Origin of the sequence: Promicromonospora sp. NPDC090134 (genome assembly GCF_044746965.1) — a bacterium.
Taxonomy (GTDB): Bacteria; Actinomycetota; Actinomycetes; order Actinomycetales; family Cellulomonadaceae; genus Promicromonospora.
Genome location: NZ_JBIVCZ010000010.1, coordinates 132224 through 151736, shown reverse-complemented (window position 1 = coordinate 151736; position 19513 = coordinate 132224). Strand labels below are relative to the sequence as shown.

The 19513-nt window shown below is 70.2% G+C and carries 15 protein-coding genes; 14 read left to right on the top strand and 1 reads right to left on the bottom strand.

Going from position 1 to position 19513, the window contains the following annotated elements:
- The first annotated feature begins 366 nt into the window (after window positions 1-366).
- The 4 genes from mraZ to ACIPN7_RS24110 all read left to right on the top strand — a co-directional run bounded on the left by mraZ (window position 367) and on the right by ACIPN7_RS24110 (window position 4567).
- Window positions 367-837 carry a division/cell wall cluster transcriptional repressor MraZ gene (gene mraZ / locus ACIPN7_RS24125; protein WP_357484605.1) on the top strand — a complete coding sequence of 157 codons (471 nt, stop codon included), beginning with the start codon at window positions 367-369 and terminating at the stop codon, window positions 835-837.
- Between the two features lie 156 nt (window positions 838-993).
- Entirely contained in the window at window positions 994-2037 is a 1044-nt protein-coding gene (rsmH, locus tag ACIPN7_RS24120; RefSeq protein ID WP_400548436.1) for a 16S rRNA (cytosine(1402)-N(4))-methyltransferase RsmH, read from the top strand.
- Complete coding sequence (locus ACIPN7_RS24115) at window positions 2034-2462, top strand: hypothetical protein (RefSeq protein ID WP_400548433.1); 429 nt, start codon at window positions 2034-2036, stop codon at window positions 2460-2462. Before rsmH ends, ACIPN7_RS24115 begins: the two co-directional genes overlap by 4 nt.
- A complete protein-coding gene (locus tag ACIPN7_RS24110) occupies window positions 2459-4567 on the top strand; it encodes a penicillin-binding transpeptidase domain-containing protein (RefSeq protein ID WP_400548430.1) in 2109 nt (702 codons plus the stop codon). The genes ACIPN7_RS24115 and ACIPN7_RS24110 overlap by 4 nt, the downstream gene beginning before the upstream one ends.
- Window positions 4568-4579: 12 nt before the next feature.
- On the opposite strand, the gene ACIPN7_RS24105 is transcribed toward ACIPN7_RS24110, so the two are convergent.
- Window positions 4580-5224 (bottom strand): TetR/AcrR family transcriptional regulator, encoded by a 645-nt coding sequence (locus ACIPN7_RS24105; protein WP_400548427.1) that lies wholly within the window; start codon window positions 5222-5224, stop codon window positions 4580-4582.
- A 91-nt stretch (window positions 5225-5315) separates the two neighbouring features.
- Here ACIPN7_RS24105 and ACIPN7_RS24100 point away from each other — a divergent pair, with 91 nt between their 5' ends.
- The 10 genes from ACIPN7_RS24100 to ACIPN7_RS24055 all read left to right on the top strand — a co-directional run bounded on the left by ACIPN7_RS24100 (window position 5316) and on the right by ACIPN7_RS24055 (window position 19452).
- Window positions 5316-7916: a beta-glucosidase gene (locus ACIPN7_RS24100; protein ID WP_400548424.1), complete on the top strand. Its 2601-nt coding sequence runs from the start codon at window positions 5316-5318 to the stop codon at window positions 7914-7916.
- A 46-nt stretch (window positions 7917-7962) separates the two neighbouring features.
- Window positions 7963-9633: an ABC transporter substrate-binding protein gene (locus ACIPN7_RS24095; RefSeq protein WP_400548421.1), complete on the top strand. Its 1671-nt coding sequence runs from the start codon at window positions 7963-7965 to the stop codon at window positions 9631-9633.
- A complete protein-coding gene (locus ACIPN7_RS24090; protein ID WP_400548418.1) occupies window positions 9633-10751 on the top strand; it encodes an ABC transporter ATP-binding protein in 1119 nt (372 codons plus the stop codon). The genes ACIPN7_RS24095 and ACIPN7_RS24090 overlap by 1 nt, the downstream gene beginning before the upstream one ends.
- Complete coding sequence (locus tag ACIPN7_RS24085) at window positions 10748-11731, top strand: ABC transporter permease (RefSeq protein WP_400548415.1); 984 nt, start codon at window positions 10748-10750, stop codon at window positions 11729-11731. The genes ACIPN7_RS24090 and ACIPN7_RS24085 overlap by 4 nt, the downstream gene beginning before the upstream one ends.
- Window positions 11728-12645 (top strand): ABC transporter permease, encoded by a 918-nt coding sequence (locus ACIPN7_RS24080; protein ID WP_400548412.1) that lies wholly within the window; start codon window positions 11728-11730, stop codon window positions 12643-12645. The genes ACIPN7_RS24085 and ACIPN7_RS24080 overlap by 4 nt, the downstream gene beginning before the upstream one ends.
- Window positions 12642-13712: an ABC transporter ATP-binding protein gene (locus ACIPN7_RS24075; protein ID WP_400548409.1), complete on the top strand. Its 1071-nt coding sequence runs from the start codon at window positions 12642-12644 to the stop codon at window positions 13710-13712. The genes ACIPN7_RS24080 and ACIPN7_RS24075 overlap by 4 nt, the downstream gene beginning before the upstream one ends.
- A 259-nt stretch (window positions 13713-13971) precedes the next feature.
- Window positions 13972-14532, top strand: coding sequence for a suppressor of fused domain protein (locus ACIPN7_RS24070; RefSeq protein WP_400548406.1), 561 nt, complete (start codon window positions 13972-13974; stop codon window positions 14530-14532).
- 407 nt (window positions 14533-14939) lie between these two features.
- Complete coding sequence (locus ACIPN7_RS24065) at window positions 14940-15191, top strand: hypothetical protein (RefSeq protein ID WP_400548403.1); 252 nt, start codon at window positions 14940-14942, stop codon at window positions 15189-15191.
- Between the two features lie 117 nt (window positions 15192-15308).
- On the top strand, window positions 15309-15908 hold the full coding sequence (locus tag ACIPN7_RS24060) for a hypothetical protein (protein ID WP_400548400.1): 600 nt from the start codon (window positions 15309-15311) through the stop codon (window positions 15906-15908).
- A gap of 301 nt (window positions 15909-16209) precedes the next feature.
- The gene (locus ACIPN7_RS24055; protein WP_400548397.1) at window positions 16210-19452 is read left to right on the top strand and encodes a hypothetical protein; all 3243 of its coding nucleotides are present in this window, start codon (window positions 16210-16212) and stop codon (window positions 19450-19452) included.
- The last annotated feature ends 61 nt before the right edge of the window (window positions 19453-19513 follow it).

Below are 19513 nucleotides of genomic sequence, written 5' to 3'. Positions count from 1 at the left end.
CGGTTTCTCGCGCGTGTACGCGCTGTTCGGAAGCCGGGGCGACTGTCGCTCGCCCGGCTGGACCAGCCTAGTAGAGATGTAAAGCACTCTGTTGTGTGCATCACGCGGTCTTCACACATCCCAGGGCTTGTTTCGCCCTGGTGAAACGACGTCTCGCCCGGTGGGGGACCCGCACGAGACTGCGGACCGGAGGCGCCTACCGGGACATTCCACGCCACGCCGGACATGAATTCACTCCACCTGCTCTTTACCTCTTTGACCTGCGCATTGAGGGCTGGTGGGCAGTTCTCCCCAGGGTTTTTCCGAGTGCGGTGGTGGAAAGTGGAGTAGCGTGGAGTATGCGGGAGCGGAAGGAGGTGTCGGCCCATGACTGCGATGGCAGAAGGTTTCGCAGGTCTGGGTCTGCTCCTCGGCACGTACACCCCGAAGCTCGACGAGAAGGGGCGCCTGATCCTTCCTGCCAAGTTCCGGGGGCGACTGTCCGGCGGTCTGGTGATGACCAAAGGGCAGGAGCGGTGCCTCTTTCTTCTTCCGATGGACGAGTTCCAGCAGATCTACACCCAGATCCGGCAGGCGCCGGTGACGAGCAAGGCAGCACGGGACTACACGCGAAACTTCCTGGCGGGAGCGAGCGACGAGGTCCCGGACAAGCAGGGCCGGGTCTCCATCCCGACGCACCTGCGGGCGTACGCCGGTCTCGACCGCGATGTGGTCGTGATCGGGGTGGGGACCCGCGTGGAGGTGTGGGATGCGCAGGCGTGGGCCACATATCAGGAACAGACCGAACCCGACTACATCGATCAGGCCGAGGAGATCTTCCCCGGGCTGAGCTTCTAGGCAGGGCGAGGGGACGGCCGTACGGCCAGGCCTCCTCCCGCAGGATCCGGCGCACTTCCCCGCCGCCGGAACCGTGCGGAGGGAGACCTGACCGGACGGCGGTACCGGCACCACCGGCACGACGCAGGACGAGCACCACGCAGGAGGGAGACACCGATGAACGCGACCGACGACCGCCCCGGCACCGGCAGTGACGCCGCCGACCGCCACCTCCCGGTGCTGCTCCAGCGCTGCGTCGACCTGCTGGCCCCCGCGCTCGCCGAGCCCGGCTCGGTCCTGGTGGACTGCACGCTCGGCATGGGCGGTCACACCGAGGCCGTGCTCGAGCAGGTCCCGACGGCCCACGTCATCGGCATCGACCGCGACCCCCAGGCCCTCGCCCTCGCGGGCGAGCGGCTCGCCCGGTTCGGCGACCGGTTCACGCCGGTGCACGCGGTGTACGACGAGATCACCGAGGTGGTCGACGCGCACGCCGGCGGCGCCGTGCAGGGCGTGCTCATGGACCTCGGGGTGTCCTCGCTGCAGCTCGACGAGACCGACCGCGGTTTCGCCTACGCGCAGGACGCCCCGCTCGACATGCGCATGGACTCCACCCAGGAGCTGACGGCGGCCGTCGTGCTCAACACGTACGACGAGCGCGACCTCGCGCGGATCCTGCGGGAGTACGGCGAGGAGCGCTTCGCGGGCAAGATCGCGCGGGCGATCGTCCGGCGTCGGGCCGAGCGGGAGTGGGACCGCAGCGGGGAGCTCGTCGACCTGCTGCGCGCCGTCATCCCCGCCGCGACCCGCAAGACCGGCGGCCACCCGGGCAAGCGCACCTTCCAGGCGCTGCGCATCGAGGTGAACGGTGAGCTCGAGGTCCTCGAGCGGGCCGTACCCGCCGCGATCGAGGCGCTCGCGGTGGACGGCCGCATCGTCGTGGAGTCGTACCAGTCGCTCGAGGACCGGATCGTCAAGCGGGCCATCGCGCAGGGCACCACGTCGTCGGCCCCGCCCGGCCTGCCTGTCGAGCCCGAGACCCACCGGCCCTATCTCGAGGCGCTCACCCGGGGCGCGGAGGAGGCGGACGCCGCGGAGCTGGAGCGCAACCCGCGCTCGGCGTCGGTCCGGCTGCGCGCCGCACGGCGCGTGCGCCCCACACCCGAGCACCTGCTGAACCGCACCAACAAGCACCACACAGCGAAGGAGGACCGCCGATGAGTGCTACCAACGCCGCGACGGCCCGCGCAGTCCGTCCGGCCGAGCTGCCCCGCACCCGCAGGGCACCGCTGACCGCGATCTCCGGGGGCGCCGCGCAGCGCGGCCGCCGCCTGGACGTGGTCCGCGCGCCGCTGCACGCGAAGAGCCGGGTGCCCTTCTTCGTGCTGTGCGCCACCCTGATGGTCGGTTCTCTCGTGGCGGTGCTGGTGCTGAACACCACGCTCGCGCGTGGCTCCTACGAGATGTCGCAGCTCCAGGGCGACGTGGCGCAGACCGCCCAGGACGTGCAGGTGCTGCAGGAGGACCTGAGCGCGGCCGAGACGGACCTGGACGATAAGGCCCGCAGCCTCGGCATGGTGCCGGCGGAGAACCCGACCATGGTCAGTGTCCGTACCGGCAAGGTGGTGAAGGGCACGGGCCAGTGACGGGTCCGACGTCGGGCTCGGGCCGGCAGCGCACCCCGTCGGGGCGCGCTGCCGGCTCGCGTTCCGCCCAGCTGCGCCAGGCCAAGAGCAAGGCGCAGCCCGCGAAGGCGCAGCCCGCCAAGCGAGGCTCGGCCAAGGCGCAGCCTGCCAAGGCCCGCACCACGCGAGCCCAACCGGCCAAGGCCCAGCAAGCCAGGACCCGGCCCGCCACGGGCGGCTCCGCGAAGGCCCAGCCCCGTGCCACCAGCACGCGGCTGGGCTTTCAGGCACCCGACGGTCCCCGTGCGGCCGCTACCCAGTCCCGGCCCGCCCGGTCCCGGGTGGTGCGCCCGCTGCCACCGAGGCCGGGCCGGCCGGAGGTGCGGCAGCGCTGGCTGGTCGGCATCGCGGCCGTGGTGGTGCTCGTCTTCCTGGTACGGCTGGTGCACGTGCAGCTCATCGAGGGGCCCAGCCTGGCCGCCAAGGCCGAGGCCGCCCGCACGGCCACCGCGGTCACGCCCGCGCACCGGGGCGACATCACCGACGCGAACGGCGTGGTGCTCGCGACCTCGGTGGACCGCTACACGGTGGTGGGCGACCCGGTGGCGATCGAGGACTTCCGCGGCTCGAGCCGCGGCCTGGACGCCGAGGGCAACAAGGTGCAGGACGGCGCCCTGGGCATCGCCCAGCTCCTCGCGCCGATCCTCGACGAGCCCAAGAACGAGCTGGCGGCCAAGCTCGTGGGCGAGTCCCGCTACAAGGTGCTCGCGAAGAACGTGGTGCCGCAGGTGCAGCGCGCCATCGCGGACCTGCAGATCCGGGCGTACATCCGGACCGACCTCACCTCGCGGCGCACCTACCCGGCCGGGACGGTCGCGGGCTCGCTGGTCGGCTTCGTGGACGACGAGCAGACCGGGCAGGGCGGTATCGAGGCCGCGTACGACGACCTGCTCGCGGGAACCGCGGGCTCGGACACGTACGAGCGCAGCCTTGACGGCCTGCGCATCCCGGCCGCCGGCCAGGAGTCGGTCCCGGCGGTCCCGGGCGACAGCATCCAGCTCTCGCTGGTGCACGACATCCAGTGGAAGGCGCAGGACTCCATCGACGAGGCCAAGCGGACCACCGGCGCGGAGTACGGCATCGCCATCGTGCAGGACGTGCGCACGGGCGAGATCGTGGCGCTCGCGGACTCGGGGTCGGTGAACCCGAACGACCGGTCGACGTCGGCCGTCGCGGGCGGCTCGCGCGCCGTGAAGGACGTGTTCGACCCGGGCTCGACGGGCAAGGTGGTCACCATGGCCGCGGCGCTGGAGGGCGGCTACTGGAACCCGAACAGCAGGTTCACCGTGCCGTACACCTACACGACGCCGAACGGCCAGGCCTTCCGCGACTCGCACGAGCACCCCGTGCAGCGGCTGACGCTGACGGGCGTGCTGGCGCAGTCGTCGAACACGGGCACGGTGCAGGCCGGCGAGAAGATCCCGCTGCAGACGCGGCAGGACTACCTGTACAAGTTCGGGTTCGGGGAGCCGACGGGCCTGGGCCTGCCCGGCGAGTCCGTGGGCCTGATGCCGCCCGCCGACGTCGCGGACTGGGACGGCCGCACGCAGTACGCGGTGCTGTTCGGGCAGGGCCTGTCCGTCAACGCGATGCAGGCCACCAGCGTGTTCTCGACGGTGGCGAACGGCGGCGTGCGGATGACGCCCACGCTCTTCGAGGGCTCCACGAGCCCCGACGGCGTCACGACGCCCGCCGAGCGCGAGCCGGGGGAGCGGGTCATCTCGCAGGAGACCGCGGACACCCTGGTCGAGATGATGGAGACCGTGACCGAGGACGGCGGTACGGGTACCAACGCGGCCGTGCCGGGCTACCGGGTGGCGGGCAAGACCGGTACCGCGCAGATGCCCGCGGGCGGCGGCTGGACGTACATGGCGTCGTTCATCGGTGTCGCGCCGGCCGACGACCCCCGGTACACCGTGGCGGTGTTCCTCAAGAGCCCGCACAGCTCGATCTTCGGCGGCGACGTCGCGGCGCCGGTGTTCAGCGACGTCATGGGCTTCACGTTGCAGAAGATGGACGTGCCGCCGAGCGAGGACCCGAAGCGGCGGCTCAAGACCGAGTGGTGAGGCGGTCGCGGGTCAGCTCGTGATCCGCACCGCGGCGCCCAGGGTGGCGGTCAGGATCGACTCGATGGCGAAGCCCGTCGCCGACGCGAGGTCGACGGCCTCCGGGTCGAGCAGCCACTGGAGCTGGAGGCCGTCCATGACGGCGATCACCGCGGCGGCGGCGCGCTCGGGCTCGCCCTCGGGCAGGGTCACGTCCCGCTCGGCGGCCAGCTCGCGGACGGCCTGGGAGATCTCGCCGCGCAGCACGGAGAAGCGCTCGGCGACCCAGGTGGACGCCGGGTGCCCGTCGGTCACGGACTCGCCGGTGAGCACCGCGTAGGCCTGCACGATGCCGCGCCGGTCGGCGTTCAGCCGCGCGGTGGTGACCAGGTGCCGGAACAGCTCCATGCCGCCCGGGATGTGCTTGCCCTCCAGGTGCTGCACGTCCACGCGGTCGCGGTACTCGAGCACCTCCCACAGCAGCTTGTCCTTGCTGCCGAAGTGGTGCAGCACCCCGGCGTGCGTGATGCCCACCTGCGCGGCGACATCGACGAGCGAGCCCTGGTGGTAGCCCTTGGACCCGAACACGCGCGTGGCGGCGGCGAGGATCTCCTCCCGCCGCTCGTCGCGGGTGGGTCGCTTGGCCTTCGGGGCAGCCTGCCCGGTCGCGTCTGGCATGCCCTCACGATACAGAACTTTGCGGGCTTACTTACCAGTAAGTAAGTGTGGTTGAATGCGGTCAGCCGTCCACCGCCGAACGGAGAAGCACTTGTCATCGCAGGCAGTTACCGCGCAGGTCGTCGCCACGGAGCCCGCGCTGCTCCGGCTCCTCGACGGGCTCTCCGCCGAGGAGAAGGTGTCGCTCGTCGTGGGCGCGTCCATGTGGTCCACCACGGGGGTTCCGCGCATCGGGCTGGAGCCGGTGGTGCTGTCCGACGGGCCGGTCGGCGTGCGCGGTCCGAACGGCGGGACGTCCGCGATGTTCCCCGCGCCGTCGGCCCTGGCCGCGACGTGGGACCTGGAGCTGGCCCGGCGCGCCGGGGCCCTGTTCGCCGCCGAGGCCCGCCGCCACGGCGTCGACGTGGTGCTGGCTCCGCAGGTCAACCTGCAGCGCACCCCCGTGGGCGGCCGGCACTTCGAGTGCTACTCCGAGGACCCGCACCTGACGGCCGAGATCGCGGTGGCGCTCGTGGGCGCCGCGCAGGAGCGGGGTGTCGGGATGTGCGTCAAGCACTACGTCGCCAACGACTCCGAGACCGAGCGCACGCGCTACCTCGCGCGTCTCGACGAGCGGACGCTGCGCGAGGCCTACCTGGCGCCCTTCGAGCGCCTCGTGCGCGACGTCAACCCGTGGTCCGTCATGGGCGCCTACAACGGCGCCGACACCGAGGGACTCGCGGCGCCCCTGCTGGAGCACCGGCCGCTCGTGGTCGACCTGCTCAAGGAGGAGTGGGGCTACGACGGCCTGTTCGTGAGCGACTGGGTCGCCACGCAGTCCGTGGCGCCCGCCGTGCGCGGCGGCCTGGACCTGCAGATGCCCGGGCCCGACGGCGCGTGGGGCGACGGCCTGCTCGACGCCGTCCGCTCCGGCGAGGTCGCCGAGTCGGAGCTGGACGACAAGGTGCTGCGCCTGCTGCGGCTCGCCCGCCGCACCGGCCGGCTCGTGCTGCCCCGGACCGCCGACGGCGGCGCCGCGGGCGCGCACCTCGCGCTCCAGGCCGTTCCGGACCAGGCGGCCGCCGCGACCGCGACGTCGAGCGAGCTGCTGCGCGAGCTCGCCGCCCGCTCCGTCGTGGTGCTCAAGGACGACGCCGGCCTGGTGCCGCTGGTGTCCGACGGCGCCCGGCCCCTGCGGGTCGCGCTGCTCGGGCCCGCCGCGATCGAGCCCTTCTTCCAGGGCGGCGGCTCCTCGTTCGTCCAGCCCGACCACCTCACCTACCCCGCCGACGAGCTGCGCGCCGCGCTGCCGCAGGGCTCCGAGCTGACCGTGCTGGCCGGCGCCCGCGCCCTGCACAACCCGCCGGAGCTCGACGTCGACCGGTGCACCGACCCGGTCACCGCGCAGCACGGCCTGCGCGTCGCCTTCCTGGCCGCCGACGGCAGCACGCTCGAGGAGCGCACCGCCCAGGAGTGGACCGGCTGGCTGGAGGACGTGCGGCCCGACGCCGACGCCGTCCGCCTGCGGGCGACCGTCCGGCTGGACGAGCCGGGCGCCCACGAGCTGGGTGTCGGCACCGTCGGCGTGCACCGGGTGCTCGTCGACGGCGCGGAGGTCGCCACGGGCAGCACGGTCGTGAACGAGGACGTCGTGCTCTCCTCCGGGCACAACCACCCGATCGCGGCCCTTGCGCAGGCGAGCGGCGCCGCCGAGCTGGACGCGACCGTCCAGGTGGTGCACGCCGTGGGCTACGGGCACTTCGTGCGCGCCGCCCTGGTGCACCGGCTGCCCGGCCCCTCGGCCGAGGACGAGCTGGCTGCCGCCGTCGAGGCCGCGGCCGGCGCAGACGTCGCCGTGGTGCTGATCGGCACCACCGCCGAGGTCGAGTCCGAGGGCTACGACCGTCCCGACCTGGACCTGCCCGGCAACCAGGACGAGCTCGTGCGGCGCGTCGCGGCGGCCAACCCGCGCACCGTCGTCGTCGTCAACGCGGGCGCGCCCGTGCTGCTGCCGTGGCTGAACGACGTGCCCACCGCGCTGTGGGGCTGGCTGCCCGGGCAGGAGGCGGGCACGGCGCTCGCCGACGTGCTGACCGGCGCCACCGAGCCGTCCGGCCGCCTGCCCTGGACGCTCCCCGCGCGCTTCGAGGACGTCCCGGTGCCGCACGCGCGGCCGGTGGACGGCGTCGTCGACTACACCGAGGGGACCGACGTCGGCTACCGCGCCTGGGAGCGGCGGCTGGCCGCCGCGCCGGACGCCGCCCCCGCGGGCGGCGGTGCGCCGGTGCCCGCCGCGCCGTTCGGGCACGGCCTGGGCTGGACCACCTGGGAGTACGAGGACGCCGTCCTCGCCTGGGGCCAGTCCCACGACGCCCCCGCGACCCTCACCGCGTACGTGACCGTCCGGAACACCGGGTCCCGCGCGGGCCGCGAGGTGGTCCAGGTCTACGTCGAGGCGCCCGCGGGCGGACCGAGCCGCCCCGTGCGGTGGCTCGGTGGATTCGCGGTGGCGGACGTGCCCGCCATGGGCAGCGCGACCGTCCGTGTACCCGTTCCCACCCGGGCGCTGCAGGTCTGGGACCCGCAGGCCAAGGGCTGGACCACGCCGCCGGGCACCTACCGGCTGCGTACGGGCAGGTCCGTCGCGGACCTGCGCCTGACCAACGAGCTGACCGTCCGGCCCGGGGAGGAACCCGGCGCCGGAACCCAGTGATCAGACCCCATCTGTCCCGTACGGGACGAGTGCAAGGAGGCACACCGTGAGGATTCACAAGCACGTCGCCGTCGTGGCGGCCGCGGCGGCCGTCGCGCTGCTGGCAGCCTGCAGCGGCGGTGGCGGTGGCGGCACCGCCACCCAGGCGGGCGGCGGAGAGACCCTGACCGTCGGCATGCCGAACGGCGTCCAGACCGAGAACCACAGCCCGTTCGCCACGGGCTCGTCCGCCCTCTCGCTGGGCTACGCGTTCACGATCTACGAGCCGCTGATGATGCGCAACCAGGCCCGGCCCTCCGAGGAGCCCGAGCCCTGGCTCGCCGACAGCATCGAGTGGAACGAGGACTTCACCGAGGCCGTCATCACGCCCCGCGAGGGCGTCACCTGGTCGGACGGGGAGGAGTTCACCGCCGACGACGTCGCGTTCTCCATCCAGCTCCGCAAGGACTTCGAGGCGCTCAACACCGGCGCCCTGCCCTACGACTCGGTCGACACCGACGGGTCCACCGTGACGGTCACGTTCACGAGCGGGCAGTTCGTCAACCAGTCCAAGCTGTACGACCTGGTGATGGTGCCCGAGCACATCTGGGCCGACGTGAAGGACCCGACCACCGACACCAACCCCGACCCCGTGGGCACCGGCCCGTACACGCTGGAGTCCTGGACGCCGCAGGCCGCCACGGTCGTGGCCCGTGACGACTACTGGGGCGGCGAGCCCGCCGTCCCCGAGATCCGGTACTCGTCGTACAACGACAACAACGCCCTGACCACGGCCCTGACCACCGGTGAGGCGCAGTGGGGCTGGACGTTCATCGCCGACTACGAGAACGTCTACATCGCCCAGGACCCCGAGCACTACCACCAGTACGCCGCCGGCGGCCTCGGCATCGACGTGCTCTACCTGAACAACGAGACCAAGCCGTTCGACGACAAGGCGTTCCGCCAGGCCCTGAACATGGTCATCGACCGCCAGGAGCTGGTCGACGTCGCCACCTCCGGCGTGAACCCCGCCCTGACCAGCGTCACCGGCCTGCCCCTGCCCGCCGGCGAGGAGTTCCTCTCCGCCGACTACGCCGACCAGGAGTACGCGGTCGACGTCGAGGGCGCCCGCGCCCTGCTGGAGGACGCCGGTTACACCTGGGAGGGCGAGAAGCTCGTCGACCCCGACGGCGACGAGGTGACGTTCGAGCTGGTCAACCCGGCCGGCTGGAACGACTACCTGACCGCCCTGGACCTCATCAAGAACTCCGCCGCCGAGCTCGGCGCCACCGCCACCGTCAACCCCGTCAACCAGGACGGCTGGTTCGCCGACATCATCCCCGGCGGCGACTTCCAGGCCACCCTGCACTGGACCGACGGCGGCGCCACGCCCTGGGACATGTACTCCGACATCCTGGACGGCGCGCAGTACAAGAAGCTGGGCGAGCCGGCCACGTGGAACTTCGGCCGCTTCCAGAACGACGAGGCCACGCAGGCGCTCGCCGACTACGCCGCCGCGCAGGACGACGCCACGCGCACCGAGGCGCTGGACACCATCCAGAAGGTGTTCGTCGAAGAGGTGCCGGGCATCGCCATCTGGACCCGCCCGGCCACCGCGCAGTACTCGACGCAGAACTACGTGGGCTGGCCGTCCGAGGAGGACCCGTACAACCAGCCCCAGCCCACCGGTGTGCAGGCCGCGCAGATCCTGATGCACCTCAAGCCCGCGGAAGGCTGATGAGCGAGACGACACCGGTGCTGGCCGCGCACGGCCTCACCAAGCATTTCCGAGCGGGCGGGCGCCGCGTCAGCGGTAGCTCGCCCGCCCGGGCGATCCACGCCGTGGACGGCGTGGACCTCGAGCTCCACCGCGGCCAGGTCCTGGCCGTGGTGGGGGAGTCGGGCTCCGGCAAGTCCACGGTCGCCCGGCTGCTCGCCGGACTGATCCCGATCACGGGCGGGCAGGTGCTGCTCGACGGCGCCGGCGTCCGCCTGCGGGGCCGGCGGGCGTTCCGCGCGTACGTGCGACGCGTGCAGATGATCTTCCAGGACCCGTTCGGTTCCCTGAACCCGGTGCACCCCGTGCGCTACACCCTGACCAGGGCGCTGCGGCTGCACCGCAAGCAGTCCAGCGGGGGCACGCTGCGCGGGGCCGAGCTGGAGGCGGCACTGACCGAGCTGCTGGAGCGCGTGCACCTCACGCCCGCGACGCGGTACGTGGACAAGTACCCGCACGAGCTGTCCGGCGGGCAGCGGCAGCGCATCGCCATCGCGCGGGCCCTGGCCGCCGACCCGGAGGTGCTGCTCGCCGACGAGCCCGTCTCCATGCTCGACGTCTCGATCCGGCTGGGCATCCTCAACCTGCTGGCCGACCTGCGCGACCGGCTCGGGATCGCCGTCCTATACATCACCCACGACATCGCCTCCGCCCGGTACTTCGCCGACCGCACCACCGTGCTGTACGCGGGGCAGGTCATGGAGACCGGCGACTCCGAGTCCGTGACCCAGGAGCCGCTGCACCCCTACACGCGGCTGCTGATCGCCTCCGCGCCCGACCCCGACGACCTGGCGGGCACCGGCGCCGCGGCCGTGCGGGAGCAGGGGACCGGCGGCGAGCCGCCGAGCCTCGTGGACCCGCCGCCCGGCTGCCGGTTCGCGCCGCGCTGCCCGTACGCGACCGACCTGTGCCGCACCGAGACCCCCGAGCTGATCGAGGTCGCCCCCGGGCGGTCCGCAGCCTGCTGGGGGTACTCCGAGCGGGAGGGGCGGCCCGACGTCGGGCCCGCCGTCCGCCATGCCGGCGGGAGCGGGTCCGGCGCGAACGGCGCCGGCGGGAACGGGGAGGTGGCCGCATGAGGTTCCTGCTGCGCAGGGTCGTGTTCTACGCGCTGACCGCGTGGGCCGCGATCACCATCAACTTCTTCATCCCGCGCATGCTGCCGGGCGACCCCGTGACGGCCCTGCTGGGCCGGATGCAGGGCCGCATCGACAGCAACGCCGAGCACTCGCTGCGCGTGCTGTTCGGCCTGGACCAGGACACCAGCCTCTGGCAGCAGTACGTCGACTACTGGGGACTGCTCCTGCGGGGCGACCTGGGCCTGTCCTTCACACACTTCCCGACGCCCGTGGCCGACATCGTCAACCAGTCGCTGCCGTGGACGGTGGGGCTGGTCGGCGTCGCCACGATCATCGCGTTCGTCATCGGCTCGCTCATCGGCACGTTCCTCGGCTGGCGCCGCGGCACCTGGGCCGACGGGCTGCTGCCCGTGGCGACGTTCTTCCAGGCCGTGCCGTACTTCTGGCTGGGCCTGATCACGATCGCCGTGCTGTCGGTCAACCTCGGCTGGTTCCCGTCCAGCGGCAGCTACGACCGCGGCCTCGTGCCCTCGTTCAGCGGCGAGTTCATCGGCTCCGTCATCTACTACGGGTTCCTGCCCGCGCTCACGGTGGTGCTGTCGTCCGTGGCCGGCTGGGTGCTCGGCATGCGCAACATGATGGTGACCGTCTCCTCCGAGGACTACGTCACCGTGGCGCACGCCAAGGGCCTGCCCGAACGGCAGGTCATGCTCGGCTACGCCGCGCGCAACGCCGTGCTGCCGCAGGTCTCCAGCTTCGCGCTGTCCCTCGGCTTCGTCGTCGGCGGCACGCTGATCATGGAGATGGTCTTCTCCTACCAGGGCATCGGCTACACGCTCTACCAGGCGGTCTCCACCCACGACTACCCGCTGATGCAGGGCTGCTTCCTGGTCATCACGCTGTCCGTCCTCGTGGCGAACATGGTGGCCGACCTCGCCTACGCCCTGCTCGACCCCCGCACCCGGACGGAGGACCGATGAAGAACCAGCTGCTGTTCCTGCGCAACGGCAAGGTCATCACCGGCCTGGTCATCCTCGGCTTCTTCACGCTGCTCGCCCTGGTGGGCCCGTGGCTCTCGCCGTACGACCCCAACCAGGTGAGCGACGCGCTGCTCAGCCCGCCGTCCGCCAGCCACTGGCTCGGCACCGACCACACCGGGCGCGACATCCTGTCCCAGATCATCGTGGGCGCTCGCGGCGTCCTGGTGGTCGGGCTGGTCGCGGGCGTGAGCGCCACCGTGGTGGGCGTGCTCGTGGGCGTGACCGCCGGGTTCGTCGGCGGCATCGGCGACGAGTCGCTGTCCGCGCTGTCGAACATGTTCCTGGTCATCCCGCAGCTGCCGCTGATCATCCTGATCGCCGCGCAGCTGCCGTCCGCCGGCGGGCTCACCGTCGCGCTGGTCATCGGGGCGACCGGCTGGGCCTGGGGCGCTCGCGTGCTGCGCGCCCAGACGCTGTCGCTGCGCAAGCGCGACTTCGTGGAGGCTGCCCGGGCCAACGGGGAGCGCACCTGGCGCCTCGTGCTCGCCGAGGTCATGCCCAACCTGACCGCGGTGATCGCCTCCGGGTTCGTGGGCACCGTGACGTTCGCGGTGCTGTCCCAGGTCACCCTGTCGTTCATCGGCATCACGCCGGTCAGCGACTGGAACTGGGGCACCATCCTGTTCTGGGCGCAGAACAACCTCGCGCTGCAGCGTGGCGCGTGGTGGTGGTTCGTGCCGGCCGGGGCGTGCATCGCGCTGCTCGGCATGGCGCTGACACTGGTCAACTTCGGTATCGACGAGATCGTCAACCCCCGCCTGCGGTCCACCGGCCTGCACGCGCGCTCGCTGCGTCGCCGGGGCATCCGGCCGCGCGTGGGGTTCACGCCGGTGGTGCGGGAGGTGCGGTCATGAGCACGGCCACGAGTCCGGGTATCGATACCGGCACCGGTACGACGACGGCGGAGCCGGTCCTGGAGGTCCGGAACCTGAGCGTCGACTACGGGTTCGGCGACGACCCCACGCACGTGCTGCGCGACGTCTCCCTGACGCTGCGCCGCGGCGAGGTGCTGGGGCTGGCGGGGGAGTCTGGCTGCGGCAAGTCGACCCTTGCTTACGCCGCGACGCGGCTGCTCGCCCCGCCGGGCCTCATCACGGGCGGCGAGGTGTGGCTGACGAACCGCGACGGCAAGCGGGCGGACCTGCTCGCCCTGTCCGACGCCGAGCTGCGGGCCGCCCGCTGGCGCGACATCGCGATCGTGTTCCAGGGTGCCATGAGCTCGCTCAACCCGGTGTTCCGGGTGGAGAAGCAGCTCGTCGACGGCATCCTGGCGCACCGGCCGCGCATGGGGCGCGGGGAGGCCCGGGAGCGGGCGGCGGAGCTGCTGCGGCTCGTGGGCATCTCGGCCGACCGGCTGCGGGCCTACCCGCACCAGCTCTCCGGCGGCATGCGGCAGCGCGTGATGATCGCGATGGCGCTGGCCCTGGAGCCGCAGGTGCTCATCATGGACGAGCCCACCACGGCGCTCGACGTGGTGATGCAGCGGCAGATCCTGGAGAAGGTGATGGAGCTGCGTGAGCGGCTGGGCTTCTCCGTGGTGCTCATCACGCACGACGTGTCCCTGCTGGTCGAGGTGGCCGACCGCATCGCCGTCATGTACGCGGGCGAGATCGTGGAGACGGCGGCGGCGCGCGACGTGTACACGCACCCGCGGCACCCGTACTCCGCGGGCCTGCTCGGGTCGTTCCCTCCGCTGCACGGGCCGCGTCGCGACCTCTCGGGCATCCCCGGCGCCCCGCCGGACCTGTCCCAGCGCGAGCCCGGGTGCCCGTTCGCCCCGCGGTGCCCGCACGTCATGGACGTGTGCCGCACCGAGCTGCCCGTGCTCGGGCGGACGGCGCAGGCCGAGGACGGGCGGCTGGTGGCGTGCCACCTGCACACGTCGGAGTCGGCGACGCTGCCGGACCTGGTGGCGCGATAGATCTGGGGCTGTCGCCGGGGCGCCTGGCCGACTGATCGGCGGTCCAGGTGACCGCCGGGGAAAGTGTTGGTCACCGGGGTGTGTTGCTGTGCGTAGACAACGTCTACGCACAGCAACACACCCCGCACGCGTACGCTCTGTCCGATCATCGTTGTCCTGGGGTAACGGTGCTGAAACCTCGGCAGGGTCGGCTGGAAGGAAGTCGGGGAGGACCTGATCCCCCGCGACGTTGTGGCGGAGAAAATGATTCGAGGTACGGATGAGCCTGATTGATCACTTTGAGCGCCGGCTCGGGACAATCTCTGGCGGCAAGCGGCTCAAGATCGACGGAGTCCAGATAGCTCATTACGAGAACGGTAGGTTCCGTGCCGTCGCGTCATGGTCGACTCTCGGTATGAGCCGCCACGTCCTGACAGTCCGGGGTACGACTGATCGATACGTGCTCGAGGTCTTTCTTGCAATGCGTGAGTTCTCGAATCTGGGAACCGCTGATGTGGGCAGATGTGTCGAGTGGGTTGCGGGCGAGATGATTGGCCGCCACGAGGCACGCATTCGAGGGGATGTGCAGAAACTGCCCTCGCCGATCCATCCAGAATCGCTGCTTGATCACGTGTACTTCGCCAATCCTGTGTACTACGACGAGGATTTCTATAGTGTCGAGCTCGAGCCGAACGGGCAGGCTGCGGGAATCGTCTGGCTTATTCCTATCGGTCCGCATGAAGCTGAGTATGTCCGCGAGCATGGATGGCGGCGGTTCGAGGAACAGCTGGAGCGGGTCGACCCAGACCTCTTCGATCTCACGAGAGATGAGATATTTTGAACCTGCCTCGTCCCGATCAGGCGCATCATCCGTACACATCCGCGAGTGGTGTGATGGTCTTCCCTGGTGAATCGGGTCCATTGAAATCTGACCAGCTCGCGGAGCAGTCCTGATGGCTGAGATCGCGGTCGACGATCTCAAGAGGGCCCTTGATATTCTTCTCGATCGGGTTGCAGTAAATGGCATCGTCCGAGTGGATCGCGACGCATTCTGGGCCGTTCCGTCGCAGGACGCGTACGACATCTACCGTGAACCATCGGAACTGACGATCGGCATGGTGTCCGAGTCGATGGCGAACATCTCTCCGCACTGCTCATGGAGCCCGACCGAGCCATCGACCACGGCCTTGTCTGGTTGGCGGAGGTCTTGCGGGCCGTGGGTGACGAGGTATCGGGAGTCATGCCCTGATGGCCAAGTTCCTGTGCTTGTGCGGTCACGCGATCCGCACCAGCGGCGAGATCCCCCACCCCTACCAGTGGAACGTGCTGTCAGACGTCGACTTCGATCACCACTCCGGGACCGTCGACGCGGACGAGCTCTACCAGCAGGCCACGTTGATGTACCGGTGTCCCCAAAGTGATCACCTGTGGATCTACTGGCGTGGCCTCGACCATCCGCCGTCGTTGTACTCGCCCGGCGACGACCAGACCCGGGTTTGACGCGCACCGCGCCGGTGATCAGGCGTCTGTCGCCCTGTGCGACGGTCTGACCGGTTTCCGGTGGCTCGACGATCAACCTGATGTGGAGGTATCACTTTGGGCGTGTCCAATTTGTTAGTGGAGCGTTGGGACGAGCGTCTCAGCTCAATGCTTCGCGAACGCGGGTGGTTGGCGCTTCGACTCACAGATGTCACGGTCTACGAGCATCGCGCTGGTGAGGGTCACCGCCGCTTCGTTGCCGACTCGATTCGGCAGGCAGATCGAGTTATCCCGCTGCCGAAGGTCGGGGTCCGATATCCCGAGATAGCAGAAGTTGCCAAAGAGATCGGATGGGCAGGCCGCAATGTCACCTCGACTGTCGGCATCGACCTGATCCATCTGATCAGGAAGATCGACAGTGGTTCACGCGCTACTCGCTGGATGCTGAGCGATGTCGGCCAGGTCGACGCAACGGCGGATCAACTTGTTGGAGACCTTGAGGTCTTCGGAGAGTCGTTCTACCACGAGTACTCCACAATCGATGGACTGTTGAATGGCTATGGTGATCTTGTGCTTTCTGCGCCGCAGAAGCTTGAGGTGGCAATTGCTTTTTCCCTGCGTGACGAATTCGAAACGGCGAAGCGAATCGTGGACAGTTTGAAAGTCGATGATTCGATTGTTGACGGTCGCCTGCGCAGCGCGATCGCTGCCTTCGACAAACCATGGGTGCCAATATAGTCTTTAACTGGATTCGGCTCTGCGGCCTGTCTTGGGGAAGTTGGCGCTCGGGATGTTTCTGCAGTTCGGGGAAGGCCGGCTGGTCGCGTGCCACCTGCACATGTCGGGGTCGGTGTGGGAAGCTGCCTGATCTGGTGGCGCGGTAGCTCTGCTCGATCGGCCGGGCCTGCCCCATGAAGAGCGCAGGTCATGACGAGGCCCCAGCCTGACACTCGCCGTCGGGCGAACCACGTCATGCAGCAGGAGAGATCACCCGCTGTTTGGTCAAGGGGTGGTGATTCTCGCCCATAACCTCCTCTCTGTGGATATTCCGGACCTGGGTGGGTTGCGCCGATCTGCGGCGACGGTGTGGGGGCGTGCGGCACGGGGTATCCGGACGCGCGCGGGTGGTGCGGTCGCGGCGGTGACGGCGCTGGTGGTCCTGGCGACAGGCGCCTCCGCCCTCGTCGCGACTGGGGCAGCGGACGGCGTGCTGGCGGCGATGGGGGACGAGCCCGTCCAGGAGTGCCCGGTCGAGGAACCGACGCTGACGGCTGCGCTGGCGACGGCCGCCCGCTGCGGTCACGAGGTCGAGGCACTCGACGAGAAGACCCCCTGGCAGTCGTCCTTCGGGCAGCCGTCAGGCCAGGTGCGGCTGGAGATCGGGAGCAGTGCGGACGCGTCCGACGCCGATGGCGACGGGGTGTTCGAGCCGATCGAGACCGCGGTGGCCGAGGACGAGTCCGGCCGCCTGAGCCCGGCCGCCCCCGCGGTGGCCATGAGCTTCTCCGCGGGTGGCGACGAGGTCACCTCGGAGCCGGACGTCCTCGCGAGGATGACCTCGGCGGACGGCCAGGTGGTGGACGTCGAGGCACCGTTCGAGCTGACCGACCCGGTCGTCGAGGGTGACCGGATCGTGTACGCGGACGTCATGTCGACCGGCGGCGAGCCGTCCGGCGTCGACCTGGTCGTCGCGGTGAACACCGACGGGTCCGGCTTCAGCCAGGTGCTGCGCTTCGCGGACGAGGCGGCGGCACGCAACCCCCACGTCGCTGAGCTCGATGCCGACCTCGGCTTCGACGTGAGCGCCAAGGACGCCTCCGGCACCGGCCTGGAGATCGCACGCGAGCACGGTGCGTTCACCGTCACCGATCCGCACGCGGCTGAGGCGGATGCTGATGGTGATGACCCCGAGGTGTTCCGGTCGTCCCGACCTCTGGTCTGGACGTCCGAGGCGTCCGCGGAGGAGCCCGCCGGCGCGACGGCAGGACGAGCGGCGGTATCGGAGACCGCAGTTCCTTCCGCCTCGGTCACGTCCGACGAGGCGGACCCGCTCACGGGTCCGCTGACCCCCGGCGCGGTGGTCGAGGTGCCCACGGACGACGGCGAGGACACCGAAGAGGGCGCCGTCGGTGCCGCGATCATGGCCGCGGCCGAGAACGAGTCAACGGCGTTCCCGATGTTCGCGGCGCTGGCCGTCTCGGGAACGCTGTCCGAGGTCACGGCGGTGCGGAGTGCCTGGCCGGACAGCGCCTCCTCCTACCAGTTCGACGGTGACGCGGGCCTCGGTCGTTGCTTGGCGCCTGACCCGTACGCCGGCTATCAGTGCGGCCTGACCAGCACCCATCGGATCCTGTACGAGTTCGGCGGCCTGGGCGGAGTGGGGAGCCTTGCGTCTGCGGACGTGACGAAGGCGGTCTTCAACATCAACGCCACCTTCTCCTACAACTGCGACAAGACCGGTGTCTGGGTGTACCAGACCGGCTCGAACGCGGTCAGCAGCGCGACGACGTGGAACAACCGTGGGTCCTGGTCGACGCGCCTTGCCGGGGAGCTGGTGACGCACCGCACGGGTTGCGCCGGGATGGTGCGATCGGTCGGGTTCGACGTCACGGCGGGTGCGAAGAAGGTCGCGTCGTCGAACTGGTCGTCGCTCACCCTGGGCGTGCGGTCGGCGAACGAGTCCACGATGGTCGGCTGGAAGCGGTACATCGGCCGCAACGACGGCAACGGCAGCACCAGCGCGCGCGCCACGCTGTCCGTCACCTACAACCGAGCCCCCGGCATCCCGTCGAGCCTGACGACGTGGCACAGCAAGGAGGACTACTCCTGCAAGACGGGTACGGACCGTCCCGTGCTGCGCACGACCATGCCGCGGCTGTCCGCGTTCATCCGGGACCCGGACGGCAACGCGACCAAGGCGCGGTTCCAGATCTACCGGGTCGACAGTGGCGTCCAGGTCTGGGGCGCCTACATGTCGTCCTACCTGCCGTCGGCGCGCACGCACAAGATCCAGGTGCCGGAGAACGAGCTGTTCTCCAACGTCGTCTACAAGTGGCGCGCCCTGGCCAAGGACTCCACCGGGCGCGAGGGCGTGCCGTCGAAGTGGTGTGAGTTCACCGTGGACATCACCAAGCCCGAGAAGCCGAACATCTACGCCGTGACGAGCGGTGAAGGCGTGGAGGCGGTCTACACCAACGAGAACATCGAGGCCGGCGGCATCGGGCTGACGGGCAAGTTCCGGTTCGGCTGGGCAGGCTCCAAGGACGTGGTCCGGTTCAAGTACGGCTTCACGGACACCTCGACGCCCAAGTCGGTCGCGACCTCCTCGGCGGGAACGGCGGTGGTGTCCTTCACGCCGACCAAGCCGGGACCTGCGACGGTGTACGTACGCTCCGTCGACCGTGCCGGCAACATCTCTGACATGTCGTCGTTCTTCATAGACATTGCTGCTCCCCAGGAGTCACACATCTGGCGGATGGACGAGGGCACCGGTACCAGCGTGGCGGACGGGTCCTGGGTCACGGTCAAGGAACCCTTGGGGATCAAGGACGACGGACTGGGCACCGCCCCGGCGTGGGTGGCCGGCCCGCACGAGCTCTTCGGGTCTCGAGCCGGCGACAAGGCGCTCTCCCTGGACGGTGTGGATGACCGGGCTGCGACTGTCGGGGCGGGCCTCGACACGACCAAGAGCTTCGTCGTGTCGGCTCATGTGCGGCTTCCGCAGGACGCGGATCTCCTGGGGCATGACATCGCGGTCTCGCAGAACGGAACAGTCCAGTCGCCGTTCGCCCTGATGTGGTGGGGATCGTGCAAGACGGACGGTGGCTGCTGGTCGTTCAACCTGTACCAGACGGACGCCCTCAACTCGGGGATCGTGCGTGCCACTCAGTCCTCCGCGGTCACCTACACCCCGGGTGAGTGGGTGCACCTGACGGGCTCGTGGAACAAGGACACGGGGAAGGCGTCCCTGTGGGTCTGTCCGGTCGGAACGCCGGAGAACCCCGCACCCGCGAACCCGATCCGGAGCGATTCCACGGCGACCATCACGTCGATGTGGCGCGCGACGGGCGCAACCGTCATCGGGCGCGGCAAGTGGAACGGCGAGGCCGCCCACTTCTTCGACGGTGAGATCGACAACGTGCGTGTGTTCGAAGGAACGGTCTTCGCCGAGAACAAGGTTCGGCGGCTCTGCCAGGGCGCTGACAGCACCGACTTCGTGACGGGGCTTCCGGCCCTCGACCCGACGGTGGGCGACAAGTCGATCGAGGAGTCGGGCCAGTGACCGTGCGAGCAACGGGTGGCGGTAAGCGGCGACTGACGAACCAGATGGGAACACGAGTGAC